Annotated in this window: 18 protein-coding genes; 12 read left to right on the top strand and 6 right to left on the bottom strand. The window is 71.6% G+C overall.

The features are described from left to right. Positions 1-13: 13 nt before the first annotated feature. From NYZ95_RS05955 to NYZ95_RS05970, 4 genes are read left to right on the top strand one after another with little or no spacing between them, the layout of a single operon-like run. Positions 14-1,036: an RNA polymerase subunit sigma-70 gene (locus NYZ95_RS05955; protein WP_262849718.1), complete on the top strand. Its 1,023-nt coding sequence runs from the start codon at positions 14-16 to the stop codon at positions 1,034-1,036. Then, the gene (locus NYZ95_RS05960; protein ID WP_262849720.1) at positions 1,033-1,944 is read left to right on the top strand and encodes an ATP-grasp domain-containing protein; all 912 of its coding nucleotides are present in this window, start codon (positions 1,033-1,035) and stop codon (positions 1,942-1,944) included. Before NYZ95_RS05955 ends, NYZ95_RS05960 begins: the two co-directional genes overlap by 4 nt. Then, positions 1,941-3,218, top strand: a complete 1,278-nt coding sequence (locus NYZ95_RS05965; protein WP_262849722.1) for a glycosyltransferase family 2 protein — start codon at positions 1,941-1,943, stop codon at positions 3,216-3,218. The genes NYZ95_RS05960 and NYZ95_RS05965 overlap by 4 nt, the downstream gene beginning before the upstream one ends. After that, the gene (locus tag NYZ95_RS05970; protein WP_262849724.1) at positions 3,146-4,393 is read left to right on the top strand and encodes a hypothetical protein; all 1,248 of its coding nucleotides are present in this window, start codon (positions 3,146-3,148) and stop codon (positions 4,391-4,393) included. The genes NYZ95_RS05965 and NYZ95_RS05970 overlap by 73 nt, the downstream gene beginning before the upstream one ends. Here the strand turns inward: NYZ95_RS05970 and NYZ95_RS20350 are convergent. The 3 genes from NYZ95_RS20350 to NYZ95_RS05985 all read right to left on the bottom strand — a co-directional run bounded on the left by NYZ95_RS20350 (position 4,314) and on the right by NYZ95_RS05985 (position 7,629). Next, positions 4,314-6,062: a sensor histidine kinase gene (locus NYZ95_RS20350; protein ID WP_262849726.1), complete on the bottom strand. Its 1,749-nt coding sequence runs from the start codon at positions 6,060-6,062 to the stop codon at positions 4,314-4,316. The two genes, NYZ95_RS05970 and NYZ95_RS20350, sit on opposite strands and share 80 nt — an antisense overlap. Next, positions 6,059-7,108 (bottom strand): response regulator, encoded by a 1,050-nt coding sequence (locus tag NYZ95_RS05980; protein WP_262849728.1) that lies wholly within the window; start codon positions 7,106-7,108, stop codon positions 6,059-6,061. The genes NYZ95_RS20350 and NYZ95_RS05980 overlap by 4 nt, the downstream gene beginning before the upstream one ends. Before the next feature lie 71 nt (positions 7,109-7,179). Beyond that, a complete protein-coding gene (locus NYZ95_RS05985) occupies positions 7,180-7,629 on the bottom strand; it encodes a hypothetical protein (RefSeq protein ID WP_262849730.1) in 450 nt (149 codons plus the stop codon). A gap of 32 nt (positions 7,630-7,661) precedes the next feature. Between NYZ95_RS05985 and NYZ95_RS05990 the strand changes: the two genes are divergently transcribed. After that, positions 7,662-8,423, top strand: a complete 762-nt coding sequence (locus NYZ95_RS05990; protein WP_262849732.1) for a TetR/AcrR family transcriptional regulator — start codon at positions 7,662-7,664, stop codon at positions 8,421-8,423. Here the strand turns inward: NYZ95_RS05990 and NYZ95_RS05995 are convergent. Beyond that, the gene (locus tag NYZ95_RS05995) at positions 8,350-8,841 is read right to left on the bottom strand and encodes an FBP domain-containing protein (RefSeq protein WP_262849734.1); all 492 of its coding nucleotides are present in this window, start codon (positions 8,839-8,841) and stop codon (positions 8,350-8,352) included. The two genes, NYZ95_RS05990 and NYZ95_RS05995, sit on opposite strands and share 74 nt — an antisense overlap. A 474-nt stretch (positions 8,842-9,315) precedes the next feature. Here NYZ95_RS05995 and NYZ95_RS06000 point away from each other — a divergent pair, with 474 nt between their 5' ends. The 5 genes from NYZ95_RS06000 (at position 9,316) to NYZ95_RS06020 (ending at position 13,246) form a co-directional block, all read left to right on the top strand. Further along, positions 9,316-9,705: a group I truncated hemoglobin gene (locus NYZ95_RS06000; RefSeq protein ID WP_262849736.1), complete on the top strand. Its 390-nt coding sequence runs from the start codon at positions 9,316-9,318 to the stop codon at positions 9,703-9,705. Between the two features lie 4 nt (positions 9,706-9,709). Continuing rightward, a complete protein-coding gene (locus NYZ95_RS20355; RefSeq protein ID WP_262849738.1) occupies positions 9,710-10,864 on the top strand; it encodes a globin domain-containing protein in 1,155 nt (384 codons plus the stop codon). Between the two features lie 5 nt (positions 10,865-10,869). Further along, positions 10,870-11,427: a DivIVA domain-containing protein gene (locus tag NYZ95_RS06010; RefSeq protein ID WP_262849740.1), complete on the top strand. Its 558-nt coding sequence runs from the start codon at positions 10,870-10,872 to the stop codon at positions 11,425-11,427. Positions 11,428-11,537: 110 nt separating this feature from the next. After that, positions 11,538-11,957, top strand: coding sequence for a YciI family protein (locus tag NYZ95_RS06015; RefSeq protein ID WP_262849742.1), 420 nt, complete (start codon positions 11,538-11,540; stop codon positions 11,955-11,957). 41 nt (positions 11,958-11,998) lie between these two features. Further along, a complete protein-coding gene (locus NYZ95_RS06020; protein ID WP_262849744.1) occupies positions 11,999-13,246 on the top strand; it encodes an RNA polymerase sigma factor in 1,248 nt (415 codons plus the stop codon). 37 nt (positions 13,247-13,283) lie between these two features. On the opposite strand, the gene NYZ95_RS06025 is transcribed toward NYZ95_RS06020, so the two are convergent. Next, positions 13,284-14,057 (bottom strand): SDR family NAD(P)-dependent oxidoreductase, encoded by a 774-nt coding sequence (locus tag NYZ95_RS06025; protein ID WP_262849746.1) that lies wholly within the window; start codon positions 14,055-14,057, stop codon positions 13,284-13,286. Positions 14,058-14,168: 111 nt separating this feature from the next. Here NYZ95_RS06025 and NYZ95_RS06030 point away from each other — a divergent pair, with 111 nt between their 5' ends. Beyond that, entirely contained in the window at positions 14,169-14,957 is a 789-nt protein-coding gene (locus NYZ95_RS06030) for an isocitrate lyase/PEP mutase family protein (RefSeq protein WP_262849747.1), read from the top strand. 42 nt (positions 14,958-14,999) lie between these two features. Then, entirely contained in the window at positions 15,000-16,574 is a 1,575-nt protein-coding gene (locus NYZ95_RS06035; protein WP_262849749.1) for a non-homologous end-joining DNA ligase LigD, read from the top strand. Here NYZ95_RS06035 and NYZ95_RS06040 read toward each other — a convergent pair. Then, on the bottom strand, positions 16,567-18,135 hold the full coding sequence (locus NYZ95_RS06040) for an FAD-dependent monooxygenase (RefSeq protein WP_262849750.1): 1,569 nt from the start codon (positions 18,133-18,135) through the stop codon (positions 16,567-16,569). The two genes, NYZ95_RS06035 and NYZ95_RS06040, sit on opposite strands and share 8 nt — an antisense overlap. Positions 18,136-18,232: the final 97 nt, after the last annotated feature.

An 18,232-nucleotide genomic window follows, 5' to 3' on the forward strand; every position in this document is an offset into this window, starting at 1 on the left:
AGAGTCTGCTGTCGTGGAAGGAACCCCGCGCAACGACGAGACTCATCGCGCCGACGCCGCCGGTGACGACGGCGACCTCGCGCGAGCCCGCGCGGGTGACGAGGATGCCTTCGCCCGCCTCGTCGGGCCGCACCGTCGCGAGCTGCGCCTGCACTGCTACCGGATGCTCGGCTCGACCGCCGACGCCGCGGACGCCGAGCAGGAGACGTTGGTGCGGGCCTGGCACGGGCTCGGGCGCTTCGACGGACGTCACCTCCGTGCCTGGCTGTACCGCATCGCCACCAACCGCTGCCTGACCCTCGCCGAACGACGCGCGCGCCGCGAGCTCCCGGTCGCCCTCGACGGCGCCGAGGCGGAGGTGGCGTGGCTGGAGCCGCTGCCCAGCAGCTGGACCCAGGTGACGCCTGAGGAGCGTGCCCTGGACCGCGAGACCGTGCGGCTGGCGTTCGTGGCCGCGCTGCAGCACCTCCCTGCCTCGCAGCGCGCGGTCCTGCTGCTCCGCGACGTGCTCGCCTTCCGGGCGGCCGAGGTCGCAGGCATCCTCGACGTGAGCGTCGCCGCGGTGAACAGCGCGCTCCAGCGGGCCAGGGCAGCGGTCGCGGGCGGGCTGCCCCGCTCCCCCGCGGACGAGGACGTGCGCGCGCTGGCGGACCGGTACGCCCGCGCGTGGGAGGCGGGCGACGTCGACCGGATCGTGGCGCTGCTCGCCGACGACGTCCGCTACTCGATGCCTCCGCTTCCGCAGTGGTACGGGGGCCTGCGCGACGTGACCGCGTTCCTGCGCAGCGGGCCGATCCGGGAGTCCTGGCGGTTCCTCCCGACCACCGCCAACGGGCAGCTCGCGTTCGGGACGTACCTGTACGACGCCGGCCTCGAGGTGTTCCGCCCCGGTGGGCTGGACGTCCTCACCGTCGAGGGCGGGCGGGTGACCGAGGTCGTCGCGTTCCTGGAGGCAGACCTCACGGCGTTCGGGTTGCCGGCGTCGCTCCAGGTCCCCGGCGCAGGCCCGCAGACGGTGGCAGACTCCGACGCATGACCACGGTCCTCGTGACCGGCGCCGGTGGTCCCGCGGGCGCCTCCCTCGGGCGCCAGCTCGCGGAGCGGCGCCTGAACGGCCATGACCTCCGCGCGATCGGCGTCGACGTACGCCCCCTCGACGGGACGGCGTTCGACGAGACCGCCCTCGTCCCGGCCGCCGTCGACCCCGCGTACGCCCCGGCGATGCGGGCGTCGGTCGCGCGGTTCCGCCCCGATCTCGTGGTCCCGACGGTCCAGGACGAGCTGCCCCAGGCGGCCGTGCTCGCCGGGCTGCTGTCAGCCGTCGCGGCCCCTGGCGCCTCGGTCGTCCTCTCCGGCGCCCGGCCCTCCGGCGTCGCCGCAGACAAGCTGCTCACGATGTGGGCGCTGGCCGCCGCAGGGATCTCCGTGCCCACGCACGCCGTGACGACGGACTTCGCGACCAGCGCCGACGCGCTCGGCTGGGCGGGCGGGCCCGTGGTCGTCAAACCCCGGGTCTCGCGCGGCGGGCGGGGCGTCACCGTGGTGGAGAAGCCCGACGACTTCGAGTGGCCCTCCACGGACGCCTCCTGGGTCGTCCAGGGGTTCGTCGACGGAGCCGAGTACGCCCCGCAGGCGTACCGGTCACCGCACGACGGTCGTACGACCGTCGTGGTTCTCGAGAAGACCGCGCTCAAGGAAGGACGGGTCGGCAACGCCGCCGGAGCCGTCCGGCTGGCGGACGGAGCAGCACCGGACGTCGCCGCGCTCGCGGTGTCCACCGTCGAGGCGCTCGGGCTCGTCGGGCCGGTCGACATGGACGTACGCCGCGACGGCGCAGGCGCTCCGTACGTCCTGGAGGTCAACGCGCGCTTCGGGGCCCTCTCTGCCCACGCCCCGGAGCTCTTGGACCACGTGCTCGACGACTGGGTCCGGCCGACGCCGTGACCGCGATCCTCGCCGCCTTCGTCACCGTCATCAGCCTGACCCTGCTCCTGTCAGGGTTCTTCCGGCTCGCGCTGACCCCGTTCGCGCTGGTGTTCGAGAAGCGGCACCGTCGGCCCGACGACACCGTGCCGGTCGACGTCGACACGATCTTCGACTCACCGCCGCTGGTCAGCATCGTCGTCCCGGCGTACAACGAGGAGGTCGTCCTGGGGAACTGCCTGCGCTCGATCCTCCAGAGCCGGTACCCCTCGTACGAGGTGATCTGCGTGGACGACGGGTCCACGGACGGCACGTACGCGGTGGCGCGCGAGATCGCCGCCGAGTCCACTCACGTCACGGCCCTCACCCAGCCCAACGCCGGCAAGGGCGCCGCGCTCAACACCGGCATCGCCCGTGCCTGCGGCACCGTCCTCCTCCTCGTCGACGCGGACGGACTCTTCCAGCCGCACACCATCACCCGGATGCTGAAGGGGTTCCGCCACTCCGACATCGGCGCCGTCTGCGGCAACGACCGTACGGTGAACCTCGACCGCGTCCAGACGCGCTTCCTCGCCCTCATCGGTCATCTCGGTACGGGCCTGATGCGCCGCGCCCTCCACGAGCTGCACTGCCTGCCGATCGTCTCCGGCAACATCGGCGCCTACCGCCGAGACGTGCTGGCGATGATCGGTGACGTGCGCACCGACACCGTCGGCGAGGACCTCGAGCTCACGTGGCGCGTCTACGGCGCGGGCTACCGTGTGGCCTTCGCGCCGTACGCCGTCCTCTACGCCGAGTCCCCCTCGACGCCTGCAGCGTTGTGGAAGCAGCGCGTGCGGTGGGCACGCGGTCTCCTCCAGGTGAGCCGACGCCACCACGCGATGATCGGCGACCTCGACCTCGGGGCTTTCGGGATGTTCCTCCTCTACACCGTCGTCTCGCAGGTCGTCGTGCCGTTCCTGCAGGTCGCCGGGACGATCGCGGTCGCCGCACTCCTCCTGCTCGGGGGCGAGACGACCGCACCGACGACGCTGTGGCAGGCGGGCGCGGTCCTCGGCCTCCCCCTCGCCGTCGCCCTGCTGCTCGTCGCCGTCTTCCTCGACCGGACCCCGCGCGACCTCCGCTTCGCGTGGACATTGCCGATCTGGCCCGTCTACTCCGCCCTGATGAGCCTCGTGATGCTGTGGGCCGTCTGGCTCGAGCTGAAGGGAGCCGACAACCGATGGAACAAGCTCAGCCGGACTGGCACGGTTTCGGTGAGCGGCCTGGTCGGCCGTACCGGATCTTCGTCCTGAGCGTCCTTGCGGTCCTCACCGTCGTGGCCGTCGTGGTTGCCGTGCTTCGCCTGACGCCCGACGACGACGCGGCAGTGGTCATCCCTCCGCTGCGGCCCGACCCGCTGCCCAGCGAGATCCGTTCGGTGAGCATCGACTTCGGTGTCGTCACCGACCCGGACACCGACTGGGCCGAGGTCTCCGAGCAGCTCGCCGACGCGAACGCCGACGCCTTGAACCTCAACGCCGGCCGCGTCGAGTTCACCGCGTTCGACTGGGACGCTCACCCGGACGCCGCAGCGGAGGCGGGCACCGACCACCTGGCCGTCGCCGCACGCGGGCTTTACGAGTCCCCCGACGGGCGGCAGCGCGCCGTCAACCTCATCGCCGACGCCTTCATCCCGAACTGGATCGCCTCCGATCCGTCGGTCGCGGGGGTCTCCGCCGAGGGGAAGCGCAGCGCCTACAGCGCCTCGGCGTCCCAGCTGGCCGAGGGCGAGGTCGGCGACCGCCTGGTCGACTACGTGGCCGAGCTCGGCGACCGCTACGACCCGGCGGCGATCGAAATCACCGAGCTCTACTTCAGCGCGTACACGTTCGGGGACGACGACCTCGCGCTCTACAAGAAGATGACCGGCGAGGCCGACTGGCCCCGCACTGGCGACGGCGCCATCGACACTGCCTCTCCACTGATCGGTCGCTGGCGGACCGCGGTGATCGCGGGGGTCCTCAACCGGATGCGCGACGCGCTCGACGACGTCCGCGACGGCGAGGGGCGCAAGATCGGGCTCGTGCTCGACGTGCGCGTCGACTGGGACGCGCCTGCGACGGGCAGCCCGTACAACGGGCACGGTTACGCCCAGCTGCTGTCCTCCGTGCGCGACCTGCGCCTCCAGCTCTGGGCGTACGTGGGCCTCCCGGCTCGCGCGCCGTCCTCGGTGCAGGCCCTCACGGCGGCGCTGCGCGGCGCGGGCTACGACATGACGCGCCTCATCGTCTCGGTCGGTGTCTGGGCAGAAGGCCGCAACGCTGACGGCACACGACGGACGATCGCTCCCGAGACGTTCGAGGTCGCGCTAAGGGGCGCGGGCACCAATGGCATCGCCGCCGTGAACGTCACTCCGTACTCGCTGCTGGACGCGGCGGACTGGACCGTTCTGGCGTCGGTGTGGGGAGGTCAGGAAGGTCGACGGTGACGGTCGTCCCCTCCCCGGGCGCACTCACGAACGTCATGGTCCCGCCGTGCGCGGCGACGATCGCGTCGGTGACCGACAGACCGAGGCCGACGCCCCGCACCCGGCCGCGGCTCGCCTCGTCGGCACGGAAGAAGGGAGTGCGCACCTGCTCGAGCTCGCGCGCAGTCATGCCGATACCTGTGTCGGACACGACGACCCGCGCACCCCCGTCGAGCGGGCGGACCGAGATGTCGACGGTCGCACCGCGCGCGCTGAACTTGATGGCGTTGGCGACCAGGTTCTCGATGACCTGGTCGAGGCGCTCGGCATCGGACCGCAGCGGCACGGGAACGGGTGCGTCGACGGCCACCGTGACCCCCGCCGCCTCCGCATTGAGACGCAGGCTGGTGACCGAGGCCCGAACGATGTCGCCGACGTCGACGTGCTCTCCGTGCAGCTGGAACGTCCCCGCAGCGACCTGTCCGCTGAGCAGCAGGTCCTCCACGAGACGGAGCAGCCTGCGGGCGTTGCGCGCGATCACGGCGAGCTGGCCGACCTGCTCGTCGGAGAGCGACTCGTCGAGCAGGAGGAGGTCGACATAACCCAGGATCGAGGCGAGCGGTGTGCGCAGCTCGTGGCTCACCAGGCCGATGAACTCGTCTTGCAGCTGTTCGACCTTGCGCCTCTCGGTGATGTCGGTGGCGACGATGAGGTACCCGTCCTGCAGCGGCTCGTCGAGCGACGGCCTGCGCAAGACGATCACGCCGGCGGGAAACGTGCTGCCGTCGGCGCGGACGAGGGTCCAGTCCCGTTGCTCGGTGCGTCCGTGCGCCGCCGCCCCGACGATGATCCGCATCCGGTCGGCCGGCGCGTCCGGGATCCCACGCTGAGCGGCGACGTCACGCAGCTCTTCCTCGGAGAAGTACGGGAGGATCGACGCACCGACCCTCGTCACGTCGGGCGAACGGAGGAGCGTGCTCGCGCCAGGGCTCGCGAGGAGGACCCGCCCGTCCTGGTCCGTGGCGATCACCAGCTGCTCGGTGGCTGCGTCGACGATGCTGGCGAGCACGGCCCGCGCCGCCTCGACACGGTCACCGAGGGCTTTCGCGCGGTCACGGCTCTCCGCGAGCGCGTCGGCCTGCGCGCGCAGCCTGGTCGTGACGGCCGAAGCGCCGGCAGCGACCAGGAAGACGCAGATGACGAGGATGACGCCTCCGATCCTGTTCTCGAGGCGCTCGCGCGTGGCTCCGCTCCCGGGGGGCAAGAAGACCAGCACCGCGACCGCCAGCGTGCCGAGCACGACACCGGCGCGACCCGGCTGCAGGGCGAGGTTGATCACGGGAAGGAAGAGCAGCCCGACGAAGAGACCACGGTCGTAGCCGGTGGCGTACGCGAAGAGCACGAGCGCGACGATCTGGAGGAGCGGGAACACGAGGCCCACTCGAGGCGGCCAGCGACGCACCAGGCCGACTGCCGCGACCGCCTGGACAAGGGCGGCGAGGAGCACCGAGATCAGCAGCGAGACCGGACCGAGAACGTCGTCGGCGAGGAGCACGGCGGTGACCGTGATCGCAAACACCACCGTGAACGGCAGCTCGCGCGCGCCCAGCACCCCTGTGTCGATCTGACTCCTGACCAGCCGTCCCAGATCGTGCCCGAAGCCGTCGCCGAGGGAGGGGCGTCCGCTCACGTGTGGACCCCGGAGAGCTCGGTGAGCACCGCAGGGGACCCGATCAGCTCGGCCGCCCGTACGGTCTCCAGCGGCTCGGCCTCCCGGGCGGTCATGAACCGCGACCAGTAGCGAGCCGTCGCCCGTACGAGGTCGGGCGCCATGTAGTCACGGTGGGACTGGGAGGCGTACGCGGCGAGCATGCGGAGCTTCGTCTCGACGAAGCCCTCCACGTCGATGAAACGGTTCGGGCGGAAGTCGACCGTCGCCGACGGGCTCTGGAAGCACCACACGCCGGGCACCGTCCTCGTGGCCACCTCGACGGCCTGGTGGACGGCGCGGTGGTCCTGGTGGCGGTCGTGCGTGCTGTGGGTGTAGACGCGCTGGGGGTCGACGTCCGCCACGACCTCTTCGATCGCGGTGATCAGCCCGCTCGCGGGGTCGAGGTGGGTGTCGGCGAAGTCGAGGTGCACGAGTCGAGCCCCGATGACGCCGGCCGCGGCGAGCGCCTCCTCGTGCCTGGCATCGACCTCGCCGCCGACCGCGCCCCCCGACAGCGTGAGGATGACGGTCTCGTCCCCGGCCGCCGCGTGCGCGGCGAGGGTGGCGCCGACACCGATCTCGATGTCGTCGGGATGTGCCCCGACGGCGAGCACGGTCTCACGTGCACGCGCGCGTCGCGCCAGGCCCTCCCGCGCGACCTCGTCGACCCGACGTGCCAGGTCGGCTGGGGGGACCGGTTTGACCAGGAACTCGTCCGCGTCACGCCGCAGCGCCTCGACGGCGTAGGAGACGACGCCGTGGGCGGTCAAGATCACGACCGGGATCCCCGGCGCGAGCTCACGCAGGCGCGGCAGGATCGCGAGTCCTGACAGCCCGGGCAGCTCGATGTCGCTGACGACCACGTCGAACGACCTCTGCTCGAGCGCGGCGACCGCCTCGTCCGCGTCCCTCGCGAGCTCGACGTCCATCCCCGCCAGGCGGGTCAGCGCGAGGCGGGCGAAGTTCGCGGCGTCGGGGTCGTCCTCGATCACCAGCGCACGCAGCCGCCTGTCGCCGTCCGCCACGTGTCTCCCCCTGCCGTCGACTCCCAGCAACCTAACCCCACGCGGACGCCGGCGCGACGCGTCAGCGTCGGTCAGTGGTGGACGTGCGCGTACTCGCCGAAGCGCAGCAGCATCGCAAGGAGCATGAAGACAGGCATGAGGACGTGGCCGATCATCATGACGCCCATCTCGCCCAGGACAGCGGCCCACAGCAGGGGGTAGAGCACCCAGAACCCCGCGTACATGGCGAGCGTCATCTCGACGACCGGCCGGAAGGCATGGCCCCGGACGACCATCCACGCAACCATCGGCGCGGCCATCGCGGTCGCCATGACGGTGGTCTCCACGTCGGCGCGCTGGAGCCACGCCGACTCTGCGGACGCCGTCGCCAGCGTCCACAGCGGGTACAGCGTCACCATGCCCAGGAGCATGGCGGCGATCATCTCCAGGTAGTGGCGTGTGAAGGCCCAGCCGGGCCGCTTCCACCAGGGATGCTGCACGGTCGAGACGGCGACGGCACCCGCGTCGTGGCTCCGGTCCATCGTTCCCCCTAAGTCGTACTCGAATGTACGAGATGACGGTAGCACGAACCTGGACCCGGGAGTACGAGTTATCATGGCTGCGTCGCGAACGGTCGTTCAGTGAAGGAGCCGAGATGGTCGACGGAGTCCAGGAGGCGTCTGCCCCGCGACGGGCAGACGCGCTGCGCAACATCGCCACGATCGTCGAGGCCGCGACACAGAGCCTCGCCGCGGACCCCGACGTCAGCATGAACGCGATCGCCAAGGCGGCGGGCGTGGGCCGCATGACGCTCTACGGCCACTTCCCGTCGCGCGCAGCCCTTGTCGCCGAGGTGGTCGACCGCGCCCTGCGCGACGCCGAGGCCACGCTCGGAGCCGTCGACGTCACCGGCGACCCGTCGCCGGCCATGGAGCGCCTGCTGGATGCCTCGCTGCGCGTCACCTACCGGTACGGCGGCCTCGTGCAGGCCGCCGAGCAGGCCCTGTCCCCCGAGCGGTTCCAGCAGGCTCACATCGCCCAGCTCGACCGCACCAAGGCATTGCTCCGACGCGGGCGACGCAGCGGCGACTTCCGGCGCGACCTGCCGCTCGACTGGCAGGTCACGACCATCCAGAGCATCCTCCACACGGCGGCGACCGCCGTGCACCACGGGTCGGTCTCCGCTGAGGACGCGCCGCGACTGGTGACGACCACCGTCATGGCGATGCTCGCGCCACCGCGCCCCCACACCGACGAGAGCACTAGTCCGCCCGCAGCACGCGCTCCGCGAACCGCGCCGAGCGGTCACGGAGCCCCGCGACCCGTCGGGCGATGAAAGCCTCGGGATCGCCGGCGCCCTCGGAGCGGCCTGGACGGCGTCGCGCGTGCCGCGAGCACGACAGGTCCGCATGGAGCAGCGTGCCGACGGTGTCGCCGTTGCGGCCGGCGGCCCCCGCCCGCTTCGCGACGTACAGCACGACGTCCTCGGTCTCCTTCACGTCCTCGCACCACGTGCAGATCGCCGGACGCTGCGCGGACGGGTTCGTCGTACGGAGGAGCAGGCCGACGACACGCTCCCCTGTCGGCACCACGACGTAGGCGCGCCTCGGGCTCTTCGGGTCGACCCAGCCGAGAACGTCGTGGTCCTCCCAGGCGAGGTCGTCGAGGTGCGGAGGAAGGGGCGCCTGGGCGGCCTCACGGCGCGAGGCGTTGACGAAGGACGCGCGGATCTGCTGAGGGGTCAGGGACTGCATGGGAGAACTCACTCTCGAAAGGCGTGGACGGGATGCGAAGACGCTCGACCCGGCCCGCTCGCGAGGGAGTCAGGAGGCCGAGGTCGAGAGGACGGCGCCGGAGCCCAAGCAGGCCAAGACGGCCGCCTCGCTTCCTGCGTCCCGCACGTCGCTCTCCTGTCCACCTTCATCACCCGGCGGCCACCTCTGGGCACGCCGGCACTTCGTCACCTTACCGAGCGGTTCAAGCACATTTCCGCCCCGCGCGCCGATCGCGCAGGGCATGCAAAATGTGACCGATCTCACAGGGCAAACCGGCCCGCTGGTGACGCCGCAGGTGGCGGCCCCGCCAGATCGACGGCGTGTCAGGAAATGTCGCGGACGCCTTCAGGCGCCTCGCTCGCAGCCTTTACCGCGGACCGATCCGGCTGGTATACAAGCGCCGACACCGCGTGCGTCGCAGAAGGAGTCGACCGCGCAGACGGGAGCACCACGATGACCGACGTCGACACTGTCCAGGACGAGCAGTCGCCCTACGCGCGCGTCGGCGGGGGCGCCGCTGTACGCGTCGTCGTCGACCGCTTCTACGAGCGCGTGATGGCCGATCCCACGCTCGCGCCGTACTTCACCGACAGCGACCTGACGAACCTCAAGCGCCACCAGGTTCAGCTGATCTCGCACCTCCTCGGCGGCCCGGTGTCGTACGAGGGACGCGAGCTGCGCGACGCGCACGCGGGTCTCGACATCACGCCGGAGGCGTACGGCCGCGTGGTCGAGCACCTGGTCGGCGTCCTCGTCGAGGCAGGCGTCCCAGACGACATCCTGGCCTCCCTCGGCGAAACCCTCACGGCCGTTCAACCCGACATCGTCAGCCAGCAGAGCTGAGCCCGTGGATCCTGCAGCACTCAAGGAGAGCTGGGCGTACGTCGCCAAGAGCGGCGACGACGTCCCCCTCTTCTTCTATTCCCACCTCTTCTTGTCGCACCCCGAGGTGCGCAGCATGTTCCCCGTCTCCATGTCGGCGCAGCGGGACAAGCTGGTCACGGCGCTAGGCACGGTGGTGAGCAACGTCGACCAGTTCGACACCGTCGCTCCGCTGCTCGGCCAGCTGGGGAGCGACCACCGCCGGTTCCGGGTCGATCCCGACCAGTACAACGCGGTCGGCGGCTCGCTCCTCGCCACACTGAAGCACTTCCTCGGTGACCAGTGGACCGACGAGCTCGCCAACGACTGGGCCACCGCGTACGGCGTGATCGCGAAGACGATGGTCCAGGGTGCCGAGGAGTCGGCCAAGACCACGCCCTCGTGGTGGAACGCCGAGGTCGTGGCGGCCGACCGTCGTACGCTCGACGTCGCCGTCCTCCAGCTGCGGCCCGAGCAGCCCCTGCCGTACCAGCCCGGACAGTCCGTGGCGATCGAGGTCCCACAGCGTCCCCGCCTGTGGCGCTACTACTCGCCCGCCAACGCCCCGCGCGAGGACGGCACCCTCGAGGTGCACGTCCAGATCGTCGACGGTGGTCAGGTCAGCAGCGCGATGGTCAAGGACGTGCGGGTGGGCGACACGTTGCGGCTGAGCGCAGCCGTCGGCACCGCGCTCACGGTCGACGACATGTCCCAGGACCTGCTCCTCGTCGCCGGCGGCACCGGGCTCGCGCCTCTCAAGGCGGTCGCCGAGCAGGTCGACCGCCACTGGCTCGCCACCGGCCGAGGCCCGAAGGTCCACCTCTTCCACGGTGCGCGGATGCCCTGGAACCTGTACGACGAGGTCGCGATGAACGCGCTCGCCGACCGGCCCTGGTTCTCCTACGACACCGCGGTCTCCGACGACGCGACCTATCCCGGCCGGCACGGCACGGTCGGTGACGTCGCCGTCTCCCGCGGCGGCTGGCGCGGCTACCGCGCCCTGGTGTGCGGCTCGCGAGCGATGATCGAGGCCACGGTCTCGCAGCTCGTGGCCGCAGGCATTCCCCCAGAAGACATCCGGTACGAGGACTTCGGCGAAGGCGGCTACCGACCGCGTACCGACACGCAAAAGGACGGGTGAAAGCGATGACGACCCCCACAGACGTCAGCAGTATCGCGTCCGAGATCCGCCGGGCGACCTTCACCGTTCGGAGGCGCGGCTTCGACGAGGACGAGGTCGTCGACTACCTGAGCCGGCTGGCGACGACGGTGCAGCGTCTCGAGTCGGAGAACGCGCGGCTGCGCGCCGACCTCAGCACGGAGCGGCGCGCCCGCGAGGACCGCGGCAACGAGCCGATCAGCGCGCAGGCGGTCCTCATGTTCGCCGAGGCTCAGAAGGTCGCCGACAGCCTCATCGACGAGGCCGTCACGCACGCCCGCGACCTGATGATGTCGGCACGCGCTCAGCAGCGCGACATCGTCCGCGAGGCGCACGACGCCGCCACCGAGGCCGTCCGCAAGACGGAGGCGGTCGCCCCCTCGTCCGGTGAGGGTGCCGCAGCGGCGTACGACCACCCGATCCCCGAGATCGAGTACGTGCGGACGTTCGCGAAGGTCGCGCAGATCCAGCTCCGCTCGGTGCTCGACGCACTCACCGAGCAGGTGGACGCCCTCGGCGAGATGCCGCGGCTCGAGAAGGACTGACCCCGCTCGCCACTCGCCACTCGATCTCTCGACGCTGTCGATCGAGGCCTGGCCCGTTCGACCCAGGGGTGAGAGGGTCCGAGTGGGACCTGTGCAGACGGGAGCGAACGATGGCGAAGTACATGCTGATCATGCGGACGACCGACGAGGGCATGAAGGAGTTCGAGAACACGGACTTCAACGAGATGCTCGAGACGATGGGCCGCTTCAACGAGGAGCTCATGCGCGCCGGCGTGCTGCTGGCGGCCGAAGGGCTCGATGATCCCGCGGAGTCCGTGGTCGTGGACTTCAGCAGCGAGACCCCTGTCGTCACCGACGGACCGTACGGCGAGACCAAGGAGCTGTTCGGCGGGTATTACATCCTCGACGTGGCCTCCAAGGAGGAAGCCGTCGAGTGGGCCAAGCGCCTCCCCTACTCCAAGGGGACGAAGGTCGAGATCCGCCGCGTCCCGTCGATCGACGAGTTCCCGCAGGACAACGAGTGGGTCTTCAGAGAGCGCGCCTGGCGCGAGCAGACCGGACAGCTCTGACCAGGCTGCTCTGACCGGACCGCGGCCGGCGAGGGCTGCTGATGGACGGACGAGAGGCCAGGCGCGCGGTCGAGGCCGTGTGGCGGATGGAGTCGGCCCGGATCGTCGGCGCGCTCGCGCGCTACACCGGCGACCTGGCGCTGGCCGAGGACGTCGCCCAGGAGGCCCTCGCCGAGGCGCTGGTCGGGTGGTCGACGAGCGGCGTCCCCGACAGTCCGGTGAGCTGGCTGCTCGCGGTCGGGCGCCGACGGGCGATCGACGCGTTCCGGCGCAGGTCGGCGCGCGACGAGCGGTACGCGGTGCTGGCGCGTGACCTCGACGAGAGCGTCGCCGGTGCCGACGAGCTGTTCGACCCTGACGCGATCGACGACGACGTCCTCGCCCTGATCTTCACGGCCTGCCACCCGGTGCTCGCCAAGGAGGCACGGGTCGCGCTCACCCTGCGCGTCGTCGGAGGTCTGAGCAGCGAGGAGATCGCCAGGGCGTTCCTCGTCCCCGTGCCGACGGTGCAGGCACGGATCACGCGGGCGAAGAAGACGCTGGCCGCCGCACGCGTCCCCTTCGCGGTGCCCGAGCCGCACGAACGGCGCGAGCGGCTCGGCTCGGTCCTGAGCGTCGTCTACCTGATCTTCACCGAGGGCTCCTCGGCGTCGGGTGGCGACGCGTGGATCAGGACAGACCTCGCGGGGGAGGCGGTGCGGTTGGCACGGGTGCTCGTCCGGCTCACCCCCGAGCCGGAGGTCTTCGGGCTCCTCGCGCTGCTCGAGCTCACCGCAGCGCGCTTCCCTGCCAGGCTCGACGAGCACGGGGACCCGGTGCTGCTCGCCGATCAGGACCGGCGCCGGTGGGACCAGTCCGCGATCCGCCGCGGACGTGCCGCGCTCGCACGCGCCGCCGCGGCGGGTCGCGGGCTGGGCCCGTACGGGCTGCAGGCGGCGATCGCGGCGTGCCACGCGGACGCACCGTCGGTCGGCGAGACGGACTGGGACCGCATCGTGCTGCTCTACGAGGCGCTCGGGCAGGTCGCTCCGTCGCCGGTGGTCGACCTCAACCGCGCGGTCGCCGTCGCGATGGCGTCAGGGGCGGCGGACGGTCTCCGCGTCGTCGACGAGATCGCCGAGCGCGGCGACCTCGCCCACTCGCACCTGCTCCCGGCCGTACGGGCCGAACTGCTTGCCCGTCTCGACCGGCGCAAGGAGGCACGGGAGGAGTACGCGCGTGCCGTCGAGCTGTGCGGGAACGCCGCCGAGCGTGCCGTGCTCGAGGGCAAGGGGGACGCCCTGCGGTGACTCCGGTCCCACCGCGGCCTCGCGGGTGGGACCAGGCTCACCGCTCGCCGGGGGGCGTGCCGCCGAGCGCCTCGGCGAGGCCGCGCATGCCGGCGAGGAGGCCGCCGTCGACCAGGAGGTCCGTGCCGGTGATCCAGCTCGCGCGGTCCGACAGCAGGAACGCCACCGCGTCCGCCACGTCCTGCGGCACACCGAGGCGGCCCATCGGGTACCAGTCGGTCGCGCGGTCGAGCACGTGCGGGTCCTCAGCGAGCATCTGCCGACGCTTGGCGTTGATGACCGACCCCGGCGACACCGAGTTCACGCGGACCCCGTACGGCCCGTACTGGACGGCGAGAGTCTTGGTGAGGTTGAGGACGCCGGCCTTCGCGGCGCTGTACGCGTCGGCGCCGAAGTAGCCGTGGCCGTTGACGGAGGCGATGTTCACCACCGATCCGCCACCTGCCTCCTGCATGGCGGGGAGGAACGCCTGCGACACCCGGATCGTGCCGGCGAGGACGACGTCGAGCTCTTGCGCCCACGTGTCCTCCTCCACCGAGAGGAGCGACCCGCCGTGGCACAGCGCGGCACCGTTCACGAGCTGGTCGGGTGGACCGACTCGGTCGAGCACGTCCGCGGCGAACCCGCGTACCGACTCCGCCGATCCGAGGTCCACGTGGACGGCCTCGGTGTCCGGCACCTCCGCAGCCACGGCCCGCACGGTGTCGAGGTCGTTGTCGGCCAGGACGACGTGCGTTCCCTCGGCCACGAGGGTGCGGGCGATGGCCCGCCCGATGTCGCTGGCGGCCCCTGTCACGATCGCGTTCTTCACGAGGGCAACCCTCCCGCGCTCCCGGCCTCCTGGCAACAGCCTCAGGACAGCAGCCTGGTCCCGTCTGAATCCCGCCAGCCGATGTCAGTCCCGCGCGCCAAACTCGCTCGCATGACCTTCGACGAACGCGCCAAGACCTTCCACGCCCTCCACGACGACGTGCTCGTCCTGCCGAACGCGTGGGACGCCGCATCTGCGCGGCTCGTCCAAGAGGCTGGTGCAGCCGCGGTGGCCACGACCAGCGCCGGGGTCGCCTGGGCCCTGGGGAGCCCGGACGGTCACGGCATGGATCCGGCCGAGCTGATCCACGCCGTCCGGCGGATCGTCGCTGCTGTCGACGTCCCGGTCTCGGCCGACGTCGAGGCGGGCTTCGGCGACGTCGCCGGCACGGTCGGCGGCGTGATCGACGCAGGCGCGGTCGGCATCAACCTCGAGGACACCGAGTCCGGCGCGCTCGTCCCGGTCGACACCATGTCCGAGCGCGTGCGCGAGGCCCGGGCTGTCGCCGACGCACACGGCGTCCCGCTCTTCATCAACGCACGCACCGACGTCTTCCTGCTCGGCATCGACGACCTCGACGACGCCGTCAGGCGGTCCCGCGCGTACGTGGCGGCCGGCGCCGACGGCGTGTTCGTCCCCGGCCTCGTCGACCTCGACGTCCTGCAGGAGCTCACCGCTGCGGTCGACGCACCGGTCAACGTGATGGCCGGGCCGGGGTCACCGTCCGTGAGCGACTTCGCCGCCGCCGGAGCGCGCAGGATCAGCACCGGCGCCGGGATCGCCCAGGTCGCCTACGGGCTCACTGAGCGGCTCGCACGTGCCGTCCTGGTCGAGGGCACGTTCGACGGGCTCGTGGACGGGGCGGACTACGGCCGACTGAACGCGCTGCTCCGTCACTGATCCGACGAGCATGGTCCGGGGGCGCGAGGGAACATGTCGCGCATGGGCGATCCGTTGGAGGTCTACCGCCGCAAGCGCGACTTCGCACGTACGCCGGAGCCTGCCGGGGCCGCAGCTCGTGCCGAGGGGTCGGGCGACTCCCCGGCACGGTTCGTGGTGCAGCGTCACCGCGCGAGCAGGCTGCACTACGACCTGCGCTTCGAGATCGACGGGGTGCTGGTGAGCTGGGCCGTCCCCAAGGGGCCCACCCTCGACCCGAAGGTGCGCAGGCTCGCGATGCACGTCGAGGACCACCCGATCGAGTACCTGCACTTCGAGGGCGTCATCCCGTCCGCCGAGTACGGCGGCGGTGACGTGATCGTCTGGGACACCGGCACCTGGGAGCCGGTCAAGACCGACGACCCCCGCGCCGCCGTCGCCTCCGGGGAGCTGCACGCAGAGGTCCACGGCGAGAAGCTGCGCGGGCGGTTCGTGCTCGTGCGCCGCGACGGCGAAGACCAGGACGCCTGGATGCTGCTGCACAAGCGCGACGACGACGCCGTCGAAGGATGGGACCCGGAGGACCATCCACGCTCCGTGCTCAGCGGCCGGACGAATGACGAGGTGAAGGCCGACCCCCACTTCCTCTGGCGCTCCGACCTTCCCGCCGCGAGCGCCGAGGTGTCGCTGCTGCCCGACCCGCTCCCCGACGAGGCGATCGACGATCTCATGGCGCTCGGCAAGCAGGGCACCTGGGACGTCTTCGGCCGCAGCCTCAAGGTCACCAACCTCGACAAGGTGCTGTTCCCCGGCGATCCGCCGGTCACCAAGCGCGAGCTGCTCGCGTACACCGCCCGGATCGCCCCGGTCGCGGTCCCCTACCTCGAGGGCCGCGCGCTCAACCTCAACCGGTTCCCCGACGGCGCGGACAAGAAGGGCTTCTGGCACAAGCAGCGGCCGTCCCACGCGCCGGACTGGCTCGGCGCCTGGGACAACAAGGACGCAGACGACGGCGAGACCACGACGTACGTCGTGGCCGACGAGCCGGCCGCGCTGGTGTGGGCCGCGAACTTCGGCGGCCTCGAGTGGCACCCCTGGACCTCCCGTACGGACGCGCCGCAGGAGCCCTCGTACGCGTTGATCGACCTCGACCCCGGTGAGAACACGTCGTGGGAGGACCTCCTCGTCCTCGCGCGGCTGCACCGCACCGCGCTCGAGCACCTCGGCGTCACCGCCCGGCCGAAGGTCACCGGTCGACGCGGCATCCAGGTCTGGGTCCCGGTGGTGCCGGGCTACACCTTCGACGACACGCGCGCGTGGGTCGAGAAGCTGTCGAAGACGGTGGGCCGCGTCGTGCCCGAGCTGGTGAGCTGGCAGTGGGAGGTGAAGGCGCGCAAAGGGCTCGCACGGCTCGACTACACCCAGAACGCGATCAACAAGACGCTCGTCGCGCCGTACTCGCCCCGACCCGCTCCCGGCGCGCCCGTGTCGGTGCCGCTGACGTGGGACGAGCTGGACGACCCCGACCTGCGGCCCGACCGGTGGACGATCCGGACCGTCCTGGACCGGCTCGAGGTGAAGGGCGACCCGTTCCGGGTGCTGCTCGGCGCGGCGCAGGAGCTGCCCGAGATCACCTGAGGGCAGGGGAGAGCCCCACCGCGTCGGCGAGGAAGCGGTCCACCGCCGCCAGGTTGCCGTCCGCGTCCGTCGCACCGACGTAGCCGTCGGGTCGTACGAGCACGAAGGTCGCCTCCCCCGTCGCCGGGACCTCGCTCGCGCGCACGACCTGCAGCCGCTCACCCCAGCGCCGTACGAGGACCGCCACGTCGGCAGCGCGCGCGTGGTCGTCCGGTCCGACCAGGACCAGCGTGAACGCGGTCGGCGAGAGACTGCGCTGCATCGTGGTCACCACACCGTCGGCGACGACCGGGCCATCGGGGACCCGGTCGCCGGGACGCAGCCCGCGCCGTGACGCCTTCGGATGCGGCTCCCCTGCGAGCGCGCCGTCGCGGTAGCGGACGTCGAGCTCGGCGACCGCACGGAACGCAGCCCGGCGCAGTGCAGGCACCCGCACCAGCAGCGGCAGCACCCTCGTCGCCACCACCGCACGCAGCCGGGCGACGACCCGGCTGGACGACGTCGCGATCCGGAACACCCGACCCGTCGTCTCCAAGACGTCGTGCGCGACCGGCAACCGTTCCGCGCCGTAGGAGTCGAGCAGGATCTCGGGGGCCAGACCGCGGCACACGAGCGCGAGCTTCCATCCCAGGTTCACGGCGTCCTGGATGCCGGTGTTCATGCCCTGTCCGCCCGCCGGGCTGTGGATGTGGGCCGCGTCGCCGGCGAGCATCACCCGCCCCTCACGCATCTGGTCGACGCAGCGCTCGGAGATCGCGAAGTCGGTGAGCCACACCGGGTCCCGTACGCTCACCGTCCGCCCGGTGCGCCGCTCCACCAGCGCCTGGACGTCGCCGAAGGTCGTCGCCTCGGCCCCCGACGGACGTACGGTCAGCAGCCGCCACGGCGCAGGGGTGCGGAGCGGGAAGAAGAACAGCAGGCCCTCTTCGCCGAGGAAGGCGTGGATGCGCCCGCGCTCCAGCCCGGACGCGTCGACGTCGGCGAGCACGAACGTCTGGGGGTAGGTCGACCCGGTGAAGTCGATCCCGCACGCGGTACGGACGGCGCTGTGTGCACCGTCGCAGCCCACCACGTAACCCGCGCGCACGGTCTCGGTCGTCCCGTCGGCACCTCGTACGGTCGCCGTCACCGCGTCGGCGTCCTGGTGCAGGTCGACCAGCGCACGGTCACGCGTCACCTCGACGCCGGCACGTTCAAGGTGCGCGAGGAGGATCTGCTCCGTACGGGCCTGGGAGAGGAAGAGGAGGTACGGGTACGCCGTCTCCGTGATCGTCGTGTCGAACAGACCGATCGTCGCGACCTTGGCTGCGCCGTGCGCCGTCAGGCCGAACGCCTTCTCGCCCTCGGCCACGAGCGCGTCGGCGACGCCGTGCCGCGCCAGCACCTCCAGCGTCCGCGCCTGGACCACGAGCGCGCGCGACTCGTGCACGGAGTCGGGTGCGGCGTCGACCACCCGTACGGGGACGCCGTGGGTGGCGAGCTCGAGGGCGAGCGTGAGGCCGGTCGGGCCGGCTCCCACGACGAGGACGTCGGCGACGTACGGGCTTCGGGGGTCGTCCATGTTCCGAGCGTAGAAGCGGATGTGCATCAGCGCTGTGCAGCGGACCGTCTGGCCCACTAGCCTGTGGCCGATGCGTCGGGGTCTCCCGCGACGACCG

It is taken from the genome of Mumia quercus (assembly GCF_025506335.1).
GTDB classification, from domain to species: Bacteria; Actinomycetota; Actinomycetes; order Propionibacteriales; family Nocardioidaceae; genus Mumia; species Mumia quercus.

Coding starts and splice junctions, on each gene's coding strand:
- NYZ95_RS05960 (WP_262849720.1), top strand. CDS start 1,033: ATGACCACGGTCCTCGTGACCGGCGCCGGTGGTCCCGCGGGCGCCTCC.
- NYZ95_RS05970 (WP_262849724.1), top strand. CDS start 3,146: ATGGAACAAGCTCAGCCGGACTGGCACGGTTTCGGTGAGCGGCCTGGT.
- NYZ95_RS05985 (WP_262849730.1), bottom strand. CDS start 7,629: ATGGACCGGAGCCACGACGCGGGTGCCGTCGCCGTCTCGACCGTGCAG.
- NYZ95_RS05990 (WP_262849732.1), top strand. CDS start 7,662: ATGACGGTAGCACGAACCTGGACCCGGGAGTACGAGTTATCATGGCTG.
- NYZ95_RS05995 (WP_262849734.1), bottom strand. CDS start 8,841: ATGCAGTCCCTGACCCCTCAGCAGATCCGCGCGTCCTTCGTCAACGCC.
- NYZ95_RS06000 (WP_262849736.1), top strand. CDS start 9,316: ATGACCGACGTCGACACTGTCCAGGACGAGCAGTCGCCCTACGCGCGC.
- NYZ95_RS06010 (WP_262849740.1), top strand. CDS start 10,870: ATGACGACCCCCACAGACGTCAGCAGTATCGCGTCCGAGATCCGCCGG.
- NYZ95_RS06015 (WP_262849742.1), top strand. CDS start 11,538: ATGGCGAAGTACATGCTGATCATGCGGACGACCGACGAGGGCATGAAG.
- NYZ95_RS06020 (WP_262849744.1), top strand. CDS start 11,999: ATGGACGGACGAGAGGCCAGGCGCGCGGTCGAGGCCGTGTGGCGGATG.
- NYZ95_RS06030 (WP_262849747.1), top strand. CDS start 14,169: ATGACCTTCGACGAACGCGCCAAGACCTTCCACGCCCTCCACGACGAC.
- NYZ95_RS06035 (WP_262849749.1), top strand. CDS start 15,000: ATGGGCGATCCGTTGGAGGTCTACCGCCGCAAGCGCGACTTCGCACGT.
- NYZ95_RS06040 (WP_262849750.1), bottom strand. CDS start 18,135: ATGGACGACCCCCGAAGCCCGTACGTCGCCGACGTCCTCGTCGTGGGA.